The following is a 9,533-nucleotide window of genomic DNA, read 5'->3' as shown; positions in this document are numbered from 1 at the left end:
GAAGGTGGAAGACATACTCCATTCTTTGATGGATACAGACCACAATTCTACTTCAGAACAACTGACGTAACAGGATCAATCAAATTACCAGAAGGAATGGAAATGGTAATGCCAGGAGACCACATTGACATGAACGTTGAATTAATCAATCCAGTAGCAATGGACGAAGGATTAAGATTCGCAATCAGAGAAGGTGGAAGAACTGTAGGTTCAGGAGTTGTTACTAGCATAATCGAATAGTAATAAATCTTTTATATAAAATAGTGAAGGAGACGTCCTTCACTATTTTTTTATGTTTTAAAATATTTTGTTTTGGATAAAATTATAGTAATATTGTTTAAAAGTTTACATATAGATAGTAAAATTTACTTTAAGAAAATACTTGCTATTTGTATAAAATACTATTAAAATATAAAAAGCGAACTAATTCTAACACGGGAAAATAAATTACATAAAATGTGATAAAAATTACTTGAAAAGTGGATAAAATCATAGTATAATGTAGAAGTTGTGAAGCATGCGGCGATGAATCAAGAGGTTGCCGGACTTCCGGGTAATTCTTGATGAGTATGTCAGGATCTAGAATCCGACGACAGGGATTCTATAATTTTGTTCAAAAAGTGTGAAACACCAGGAACAGTTTATAGAAGAACCGCTGTTGTGCGTTAGAAGTAAAGCGTACATGAAAAGGAGGGAAACCAAGATGTCAAAACAAAAAATAAGAATCAGATTAAAAGCTTTTGATCATACAATATTAGATCAATCAGCAGAAAAAATCGTTGAAACTGCTAAATCAACAGGAGCTAAGGTTGCAGGTCCAGTACCACTACCAACTGAAAAAGATGTTGTTACTATATTAAGAGCAGTTCACAAATATAAGGACTCAAGAGAGCAATTCGAAATTAGAACTCATAAGAGACTTATAGATATCGTTAATCCATCACCAAAAACTGTTGATGCATTAATGAGATTAAATCTACCAGCAGGTGTAGATATAGAAATAAAGCTATAATAGCAAATTATAATAAAGACATTGAACTATTATGATTGCAAGGCAATCCGCTAATAAGTTTGGGAGGTGTAGATACATGAAAAAAGCTATAATTGGTAAAAAAATAGGAATGACTCAAATTTTTGATGAAAATGGTAAAGTTCTTCCTGTAACAGTTGTAGAAGCAGGTCCATGTGTTGTAACTCAAAAGAAAACTGTTGAAAATGACGGTTATGATGCAATACAAGTTGGTTTTGGAGAAGTAAGAGAAAAGTTAGTTAACAAACCAGCTAAAGGACACTTCGCAAAAGCAGGAGTTTCATTAAGAAGAACTCTTAAAGAATTCAGATTAGAAGACACTAGTGCATATGAAGTAGGTCAAGAAATAAAGGCTGACTTATTTGCAGTAGGAGATAAAGTAGATGTATCAGGAGTTTCTAAAGGTAAGGGATTCCAAGGTGTTATCAAAAGATGGAACCAACAAAGAGGACCTATGTCACACGGTTCAAAATTTAAGAGAGCACCAGGTTCAATGGGAGCTGCTTCAGACCCATCAAGAACATTCAAAAATAAAAAGATGCCAGGACATATGGGAGCTGCTAACACTACAGTGTTAAACTTAGAAGTAGTTAAAGTTATCGCAGAAAAGAACTTAATATTAATTAAGGGTGGAATTCCAGGTCCAAATAAGAGCACAGTAGTAATAAGAAATACAGTTAAGGCTTAATTTCTTAAGGAAAGGAGGAAGCAGGAATGCCTACAGTAGGATTATTTAATAAAGAAGGTAAACAAGTTGGAGATTTCCAATTAAACGAAAATATATTCGCAGTTGAAGTAAATGAAAATGCTATGCACCAAGTTGTTGTTGCATTATTAGCTAATAAGAGACAAGGAACTCAATCAGCTAAAACTAGAGCTGAAGTTAGAGGAGGCGGAATCAAGCCTTGGAGACAAAAAGGAACTGGTAGAGCAAGACAAGGTTCAATCAGAGCTCCACAATGGATCAAAGGTGGTATTGTATTCGCACCAAAGCCAAGAGATTATAGAATGGCTATACCAAAGAGCATGAAGAAAGTTGCTATGTTATCAGCATTAACAAGCAAAGTTCAAGACGGACAAATGGTTGTTGTTGAAGATTTAGCATTCGATTCAATAAAAACTAAAAATGTAGTTAACATGTTAAACGCAATGGAAGCTAAAAAGACTTTAATTATAACAGCTGAATCAAACGAAGTTGTTTATAAATCAGCAAGAAACATTGAAGGAGTAGCAGTTATGCCTGCAAACAACATCAACGTTTATGACTTACTTAAGTTTGAAAAAGTAGTTATGACTAAAGATGCTGTATCAAAGATTGAGGAGGTGTACGCATAATGAAATTAACAAGCCATGATATCATAAGAAAGCCTGTTATTACTGAAAAGAGTATGGCAGCAATGGCAGAAAATAAGTACACTTTCATAGTTCATATCAATGCTAACAAGTCTCAAATAAAGAGAGCTGTTGAAGAAGTATTCAACGTTAAAGTTTCTAACGTAGCTACTTCAAGAACTATGGGAAAAACTAAGAGAATGGGCGTACATGTAGGAAAGAGAGCTGACTTTAAGAAGGCAATCGTTACATTAGCTGAAGGCAGCACTATTGAATTCTTCGAAGGAATGCAATAGACGTCAATAAGGTGATTTATTGGTGCTAAGGCACCAGATAAGCTGAAAGAAGGAGGGAATTTAAATGGCAGTTAAAACATTTAGACCTATGACACCATCAAGAAGAAATATGACTATGCCAACATTTGAAGAAATAACTACAAATGTACCTGAGAAGTCATTATTAGTTTCTTTAAAGAAGACTGGTGGTAGAAACGCACAAGGTAAAATAACTGTAAGACACCACGGTGGTGGAGCTAAAAGAAAATACAGAATAATAGATTTCAAGAGAAATAAGGATGGTATTCCAGCAAAAGTTGCTACTATAGAATACGATCCAAATAGAACAGCATACATTGCATTAGTTGTATACGCAGATGGAGAAAAGAGATACATAATCGCTCCTGCAGGATTAAAAGTTGGAGATACAATTGTATCAGGACCAGAAGCAGATATTAAACCAGGTAACGCATTACCATTAGTTAATATCCCAGTTGGTACATTCATCCACAATATCGAATTACAAGTTGGTAAGGGAGCTCAATTAGTAAGAGCTGCTGGTTTATCAGCACAATTAATGGCTAAAGAAGGTAAGTATGCTACATTAAGATTACCTTCAGGTGAAATGAGATATGTTAGAATTGAATGTAGAGCTACAATCGGTGTTGTATCAAATGCTACTAACGATATCGTTAAAATAGGTAAAGCTGGAAGAAAGAGACACATGGGAATAAGACCTACAGTTAGAGGTTCAGTAATGAATCCTTGCGATCACCCTCACGGTGGTGGAGAAGGTAAGTCACCAGTAGGTAGACCAAGTCCAATGACTCCATGGGGTAAACCAGCTCTTGGATACAAGACTAGAAAAACTAAAAAATACTCAGATAAGTTAATTATTAAGGGTAGAAATAAGAAGTAGTTTGAAGAGAATATTCATTCTCTTCAAGGCTAGAGCCTAAGAAATGAAGGGAGGCAAATATAGTGAGTAGATCAATCAAAAAAGGACCTTTCGTCCATGCAGGACTTTTAAAGAAAATAGAAGAAATGAACGCTAACGGAGAAAAGAAAGTTGTTAAAACTTGGTCAAGAAGTTCAACAATTTTTCCACAAATGATAGGACACACAATAGCTGTTCATGATGGAAGAAAGCATATCCCAGTTTACATTTCAGAGGATATGGTAGGACATAAGTTAGGAGAATTTTCACTAACTAGAACATACAAAGGACATGATGATAAATCATCAAAAAGAAAGTAGTAAGAGCCTGGAAAGGAGGATCATAAATGGAAGCTAGAGCTATAGCTAAATATGTAAGAATGTCTCCAGTAAAGGTAGGAGCTGTTCTTGATTTAATAAGAGGAAAAGATGTAAGAGAAGCAAGTGCTATTTTACAATACACTCCAAGAGAAGCAGCAGTAGCTATTAACAAAGTGTTAAAATCAGCTGTTGCAAACGCAGAAAACAATAATGGATTAGAAGCTGATAGATTATATGTAGCAGAAGCATACGTAGGTCAAGGTCCAACACTAAAGAGATTTAGACCAATGGATCACGGTAAAGCATTCAGAATCAATAAGAGAACAAGCAACATTACAATAGTTGTAAGAGAAAGATAGAAGAAGGAGGGAAATCGAAGTGGGTCAAAAAGTACATCCTCACGGACTTAGAGTAGGTGTTATCAAGGGATGGGATGCAAAATGGTACGCTAACAAGAAAGATTTTGCTGACAATCTAATAGAAGATAACAAGATCAGAGAATTCGTTAAAAAAGAACTTTTCACTGCTGGAATTTCAAAGATTGAAATTGAAAGAGCAGCAAAAAGAGTTAAGTTAAACATATATACTGCTAAACCAGGAGTAATCATCGGTAAAGGTGGTGCAGGTATAGAAGCTTTAAAAATAAAGCTTGCTAAGTTTATATCAGGAAAGAACATCTTAATAAACATCGTTGAAGTTAAGAATGTTGAAGCTGATGCACAATTAATGGCAGAAAATATAGCTGCACAATTAGAAAAGAGAATATCATTCAGAAGAGCTATGAAGCAAGTTATCCAAAGAGGAATGAAGCAAGGAGTTAAAGGAGTTAAAACTGCTTGTTCAGGAAGACTTGGTGGAGCTGAAATAGCTAGAACTGAGCAATATCATGAAGGTACAATTCCACTACAAACTTTAAGAGCAGATATCGATTATGGATTTGCTGAAGCAGATACAACTTACGGAAAAATCGGAGTTAAAGTTTGGGTTTATAATGGAGAAGTTCTTCCAACTAAAAAAGTTGAGAAAGAAGAAGCTAACGCATAAGAGTTAAGAAAGGAGGAATTAATCATGTTAATGCCTAAAAGAGTAAAGCATCGTAAGGTACAACGTGGTAGAATGAAAGGTAAAGCAACAAGAGGAAATTTCCTAGCTTATGGAGATTTCGGTATTCAAGCTACAACTTGTGGATGGATCACAAGCAACCAAATAGAGGCTGCCAGAATTGCTATAAATAGATACATTAAAAGAGGAGGAAAACTTTGGATAAAGATTTTCCCAGATAAGCCAGTTACTGAAAAACCAGCTGAAACAAGAATGGGTTCAGGTAAAGGTTCACCAGAGTACTGGGTTGCAGTAGTTAAACCAGGTAGAGTATTATTCGAATTATCTGGAGTTAATGAAGAAGTTGCAAGAGAAGCTATGAGACTTGCATCACACAAACTTCCTGTAAAAACTAAGTTTGTTACAAGAAGAGATTTTGAGGAAATGGGTGGTGAAGAATAATGAAGGCTAGAGAATTAAAAGATTTAAGAGCAAGTAATCCTCAAGATTTAAAAGCTAAATTAGCTGAACTTAAGGCTGAATTATTCAACTTAAGATTCCAATTAGCTACAGGACAATTAGAAAATCCTATGAGAATAAGAGAAGTAAAGAAATCTATAGCCCAAATAAAGACCATCTTAAGAGAAGAAGAGTTAAGGGTTGTTGAACAGTAGATCTGGAAGGAGGTAAGCCTTAATGGAAAGAGGACTAAGAAAAAAGAAAGTTGGAAGAGTTGTTTCCGATAAAATGGATAAGACTATAGTAGTTGCAATCGAAACTAAAGTAAGACATCCACTATACGGAAAAACTGTTAACAGAACAACTAAATTCAAAGTTCATGATGAAAATAATGAAGCTAAAGTTAACGATAGAGTATTAATAATGGAAACAAGACCTTTATCAAAGGATAAGAGATGGAGACTTGTTGAGATAGTTGAAAAAGCTAAGTAATATAGCTTAAAGACTGAAAGGAGGGTAATCTAATGATACAACAACAAACTAGATTAAAAGTTGCTGATAACTCAGGCGCTAAGGAAATAATGTGTATCAGAGTATTAGGCGGATCTAAGAGAAAGTACGGTAACATTGGAGACATAATAGTTGCCAGCGTTAAAAGTGCAACACCAGGCGGAGTTGTTAAAAAAGGTGACGTTGTTAAAGCTGTTATTGTTAGATCAGTAAAAGGATTAAGAAGAGCAGATGGATCATACATAAGATTTGATGAGAATGCTGCAGTTATAATAAAAGATGATAAGCAACCAAGAGGAACACGTATCTTCGGACCTGTTGCTAGGGAGCTAAGAGATAAAGAATTTAATAAGATATTATCATTAGCACCAGAAGTTCTATAAGAGGAGGTGGCTGATTTGAAAATCCATGTAAGAAAGAACGACACAGTTGTAGTTATATCAGGAAAAGATAAAGGTAAAACAGGTGAAGTTTTAAAGGTATACCCAAAAACTGGTAAAGTACTAGTTCAAGGAGTTAATATAGTAAAGAAGCACCAAAAAGCAGGTAGAACTCAAGCTGAAAGTGCTATAATCGAAAAAGAAGCTGCAATAAACAGCTCAAAAGTAATGTTATATTGTACAAAGTGCAAAAAAGCTACTAGAATTAGCAATAGAATCTTAGAAGATGGTTCTAAGGTTAGAGTATGCAAGAAGTGCGGAGAAACATTCTAAAAACTGAAAGGAGGTTAACAATATGACAAGACTTCAAGAAAAGTATGAAAAAGAAATAATTCCAGCTATGATAGAAAAGTTTGGATATAAAAATATAATGCAAGTCCCAAGACTTGAAAAGATAGTAATCAACATGGGAGTTGGTGAAGCTAAGGACAATCAAAAAGTTTTAGAATCAGCTGTTAGCGATTTAACATTAATATCAGGACAAAAGCCTATATTAACAAGAGCTAAGAAATCAGTTGCTAACTTTAAGATTAGAGAAAATATGGCATTAGGATGTAAAGTTACATTAAGAAAGGCAAATATGTATGAATTTGCTGACAAGTTAATGTCAATTGCTTTACCAAGAGTTAGAGATTTCAGAGGAGTTTCAGCTAAATCATTTGATGGAAGAGGAAACTACTCACTAGGAATTAAAGAACAATTAATATTCCCAGAAATAGAGTACGATAAAATCGACAAAGTAAGAGGAATGGATATTATCTTCGTTACAACAGCAAACACTGACGAAGAAGCAAGAGAATTATTAAGATTCCTTGGTATGCCATTTGCTCAACAATAAGGAGGGATAAAGATGGCACGTAAAGCGATGATAGAAAAGTGGAATAAAACACCTAAGTATAAGACAAGAGCTTATACTAGATGCAGAATATGCGGAAGACCACATTCTGTATTAAAGAAATTCGGTATATGCCGTATCTGTTTCAGAGAACTTGCATATAAAGGCCAAATCCCTGGTTGTAAAAAAGCAAGTTGGTAATACTGAAGATATAGTGAAAGGAGGCACATTAAATGGTTATGACAGATCCTATAGCAGATTTGCTAACACGTATAAGAAACGCAAATGCTGTTAAACATGAAGTAGTAGAGGTACCTTCATCAAATGTAAAGAAGGCCGTTGCAAATATATTATTACAAGAAGGATACATCAAAGAAATTGATGAATACAATGATGGAGTAGTTCCAATGTTAAGAATAACTCTTAAGTATGGAGCTAACAATGAAAGAGTAATCACTGGATTAAAGAGAATATCAAAACCAGGATTAAGAGTATACTGCAAGAAGGATGAAACTCCTAAGGTTCTTAATGGTTTAGGAATCGCTGTTATCTCAACATCAAAGGGAATAATGGTTGATAGAGAAGCTAGAAAGAATGGCGTAGGTGGAGAAGTTCTTTGCTACGTTTGGTAGTATTTAAATAAGATTATATAATCGAGAGATTTTAACATATGTATGCAGATAGAGAAAAACAGGAGGTGCAATTATGTCAAGAGTAGGTAGATTACCAATTGCTATCCCTGCTGGTATCACAGTTACAGTAACACCAGATAACGTTGTTACTGTAAAAGGACCTAAGGGTGAGTTAGTAGAAGCTATGCACAAAGACATTAATATTACGGTTGAAAACAACGAAGTTGTTGTAACTAGACCTAGTGACGTTAAAGAGCACAGAGCTCTTCACGGATTAACAAGAGCACTTATAAACAACATGGTTAATGGAGTTGAAAAAGGATTCCAAAAGACTTTAATCTTAAACGGTGTTGGTTACAGAGCTCAAAAACAAGGAAATAAACTTGTTATGAACCTTGGATATTCACATCCAGTTGAAATAGAAATTATGGATGGTATCGAAATCGAAATACCTGAAGCTACAAAAGTTGTTGTAAAAGGAATCAACAAGCAAAAAGTTGGAGAAGCAGCAGCTCAAATAAGAAAATGGAGAAAACCAGAACCATACAAGGGTAAAGGTATAAGATACGAAGACGAAGTTATCAGACGTAAAGAAGGTAAAACTGGTAAGTAATAAAAGAAAGGAGTGAGCTTTATATGTTCAAAAAAGCAGACAGAAAAGCTAGCAGAAAGAGACGTCACTTAAGAGTGCGTAAGAAAGTTTTCGGTACTCCTGAAAGACCAAGACTTTCAGTATACAGAAGTGAAAAAAATATCTATGCACAAATAATAGATGATATAAACGCTGTAACAATAGTTGCTGCTTCAAGCTTAGAGAAAGATTTCTCAGCTAAGGGCGGAAATAAAGAAGGCGCTAAACTAGTTGGTGAATTAGTTGCTAAGAAAGCACTTGAAAAAGGATTAACAGAAGTTGTTTTCGATAGAGGCGGATATGTATATCACGGAAGAGTTCAATCATTAGCTGAAGGTGCTAGAGAAGCAGGCTTAAAATTCTAAGAAACGAGGAGGGAAATAAATGAGAATCGATCCTAGTACACTAGACCTTAAAGAAAAGGTTGTTAACATAAACAGAGTTACTAAGGTTGTTAAAGGTGGTAGAAACTTCAGATTCGCAGCTCTAGTTGTTGTTGGAGACGAGAACGGACACGTTGGAGTTGGAATGGGTAAATCTATCGAAATACCTGAAGCAATTAAAAAAGGAATTGAAGACGCTAAGAAAAACTTAGTATCAGTTTCAATGGTAGGAAATACAGTTCCTCACGAAATCCACGGAAGATTTGGAAGAGGAGACGTTCTTATCATGCCAGCTAAAGAAGGTACAGGAGTTATCGCTGGAGGTCCAGCTAGAGTTGTACTTGAATTAGCAGGAATAAAGGATGTTAGAGCTAAATCATTAGGTTCAAACAATCCTAACAACATGGTAAAAGCTACAATCAACGGATTAGCAAACTTAAGAACAGCAGAAGATATTGCTAAATTAAGAGGAAAATCTGTTGAAGAAATATTAGGTTAGGAGGGGAAATTGCATGGCTAAGTTAAGAGTTACTCTTGTAAAAAGCTTAATCGGTAGAAAAAAAGACCATATCGCTACTGCAAATGCCCTTGGACTTAAGAAAATAGGTAAAACAGTAGAGCATGAGGGAACTCCTCAAATCAATGGTATGATCAAAAAGATAAGCTACATGTTAAAAGTAGAAGAAGTATAATAAAGAGGAGGTGCAA

The 9,533-nt window shown here is 35.0% G+C and carries 21 protein-coding genes; all 21 read left to right on the top strand.

Translation table 11 applies throughout. The features are described from left to right. On the top strand, positions 1-240 hold a 240-nt coding region (locus tag AC4FQ1_RS10470), incomplete at its 5' end, for an EF-Tu C-terminal domain-related protein (RefSeq protein WP_491169621.1). Between the two features lie 463 nt (positions 241-703). Next, positions 704-1,012, top strand: a complete 309-nt coding sequence (rpsJ, locus tag AC4FQ1_RS10465; protein ID WP_021876938.1) for a 30S ribosomal protein S10 — start codon at positions 704-706, stop codon at positions 1,010-1,012. A 76-nt stretch (positions 1,013-1,088) separates the two neighbouring features. After that, entirely contained in the window at positions 1,089-1,718 is a 630-nt protein-coding gene (gene rplC, locus AC4FQ1_RS10460) for a 50S ribosomal protein L3 (RefSeq protein WP_491169620.1), read from the top strand. A gap of 26 nt (positions 1,719-1,744) precedes the next feature. After that, on the top strand, positions 1,745-2,365 hold the full coding sequence (gene rplD, locus AC4FQ1_RS10455) for a 50S ribosomal protein L4 (protein WP_491148909.1): 621 nt from the start codon (positions 1,745-1,747) through the stop codon (positions 2,363-2,365). Further along, on the top strand, positions 2,365-2,658 hold the full coding sequence (rplW, locus tag AC4FQ1_RS10450) for a 50S ribosomal protein L23 (RefSeq protein ID WP_491169619.1): 294 nt from the start codon (positions 2,365-2,367) through the stop codon (positions 2,656-2,658). The genes rplD and rplW overlap by 1 nt, the downstream gene beginning before the upstream one ends. 64 nt (positions 2,659-2,722) lie before the next feature. Continuing rightward, positions 2,723-3,556, top strand: coding sequence for a 50S ribosomal protein L2 (gene rplB / locus AC4FQ1_RS10445; protein WP_491148905.1), 834 nt, complete (start codon positions 2,723-2,725; stop codon positions 3,554-3,556). Positions 3,557-3,618: 62 nt separating this feature from the next. Further along, on the top strand, positions 3,619-3,894 hold the full coding sequence (rpsS, locus tag AC4FQ1_RS10440) for a 30S ribosomal protein S19 (protein ID WP_491148904.1): 276 nt from the start codon (positions 3,619-3,621) through the stop codon (positions 3,892-3,894). Positions 3,895-3,920: 26 nt separating this feature from the next. Beyond that, entirely contained in the window at positions 3,921-4,253 is a 333-nt protein-coding gene (gene rplV, locus AC4FQ1_RS10435; RefSeq protein WP_491148902.1) for a 50S ribosomal protein L22, read from the top strand. A 19-nt stretch (positions 4,254-4,272) separates the two neighbouring features. After that, positions 4,273-4,938 carry a 30S ribosomal protein S3 gene (rpsC, locus tag AC4FQ1_RS10430; RefSeq protein WP_491169618.1) on the top strand — a complete coding sequence of 222 codons (666 nt, stop codon included), beginning with the start codon at positions 4,273-4,275 and terminating at the stop codon, positions 4,936-4,938. A 24-nt stretch (positions 4,939-4,962) separates the two neighbouring features. Next, positions 4,963-5,397, top strand: coding sequence for a 50S ribosomal protein L16 (rplP, locus tag AC4FQ1_RS10425; protein WP_029699407.1), 435 nt, complete (start codon positions 4,963-4,965; stop codon positions 5,395-5,397). Then, positions 5,397-5,609: a 50S ribosomal protein L29 gene (gene rpmC / locus AC4FQ1_RS10420; protein WP_024615603.1), complete on the top strand. Its 213-nt coding sequence runs from the start codon at positions 5,397-5,399 to the stop codon at positions 5,607-5,609. The genes rplP and rpmC overlap by 1 nt, the downstream gene beginning before the upstream one ends. 22 nt (positions 5,610-5,631) lie before the next feature. Next, positions 5,632-5,886 carry a 30S ribosomal protein S17 gene (gene rpsQ, locus AC4FQ1_RS10415; RefSeq protein ID WP_024615604.1) on the top strand — a complete coding sequence of 85 codons (255 nt, stop codon included), beginning with the start codon at positions 5,632-5,634 and terminating at the stop codon, positions 5,884-5,886. Positions 5,887-5,918: 32 nt separating this feature from the next. Then, positions 5,919-6,287: a 50S ribosomal protein L14 gene (gene rplN, locus AC4FQ1_RS10410; protein ID WP_024615605.1), complete on the top strand. Its 369-nt coding sequence runs from the start codon at positions 5,919-5,921 to the stop codon at positions 6,285-6,287. Between the two features lie 15 nt (positions 6,288-6,302). Then, positions 6,303-6,617, top strand: a complete 315-nt coding sequence (gene rplX / locus AC4FQ1_RS10405) for a 50S ribosomal protein L24 (RefSeq protein ID WP_303129582.1) — start codon at positions 6,303-6,305, stop codon at positions 6,615-6,617. 22 nt (positions 6,618-6,639) lie between these two features. Next, complete coding sequence (gene rplE / locus AC4FQ1_RS10400) at positions 6,640-7,182, top strand: 50S ribosomal protein L5 (RefSeq protein ID WP_303129583.1); 543 nt, start codon at positions 6,640-6,642, stop codon at positions 7,180-7,182. Between the two features lie 12 nt (positions 7,183-7,194). After that, positions 7,195-7,380 (top strand): type Z 30S ribosomal protein S14, encoded by a 186-nt coding sequence (locus AC4FQ1_RS10395; protein ID WP_024615608.1) that lies wholly within the window; start codon positions 7,195-7,197, stop codon positions 7,378-7,380. A gap of 32 nt (positions 7,381-7,412) precedes the next feature. Further along, on the top strand, positions 7,413-7,811 hold the full coding sequence (gene rpsH, locus AC4FQ1_RS10390) for a 30S ribosomal protein S8 (RefSeq protein ID WP_024615609.1): 399 nt from the start codon (positions 7,413-7,415) through the stop codon (positions 7,809-7,811). Positions 7,812-7,884: 73 nt separating this feature from the next. Then, positions 7,885-8,424, top strand: a complete 540-nt coding sequence (rplF, locus tag AC4FQ1_RS10385) for a 50S ribosomal protein L6 (protein WP_303129584.1) — start codon at positions 7,885-7,887, stop codon at positions 8,422-8,424. A gap of 23 nt (positions 8,425-8,447) precedes the next feature. Next, the gene (rplR, locus tag AC4FQ1_RS10380; RefSeq protein WP_303129585.1) at positions 8,448-8,807 is read left to right on the top strand and encodes a 50S ribosomal protein L18; all 360 of its coding nucleotides are present in this window, start codon (positions 8,448-8,450) and stop codon (positions 8,805-8,807) included. A gap of 19 nt (positions 8,808-8,826) precedes the next feature. Continuing rightward, positions 8,827-9,324, top strand: a complete 498-nt coding sequence (gene rpsE / locus AC4FQ1_RS10375; RefSeq protein ID WP_303129586.1) for a 30S ribosomal protein S5 — start codon at positions 8,827-8,829, stop codon at positions 9,322-9,324. A gap of 13 nt (positions 9,325-9,337) precedes the next feature. After that, on the top strand, positions 9,338-9,517 hold the full coding sequence (rpmD, locus tag AC4FQ1_RS10370) for a 50S ribosomal protein L30 (protein WP_303129587.1): 180 nt from the start codon (positions 9,338-9,340) through the stop codon (positions 9,515-9,517). The last annotated feature ends 16 nt before the right edge of the window (positions 9,518-9,533 follow it).

This window comes from Clostridium sp. TJA020 (assembly GCF_058310295.1).
Note: the sequence above shows the minus strand (reverse complement) of the source record. Positions and strands in the feature narration are given on the sequence as shown.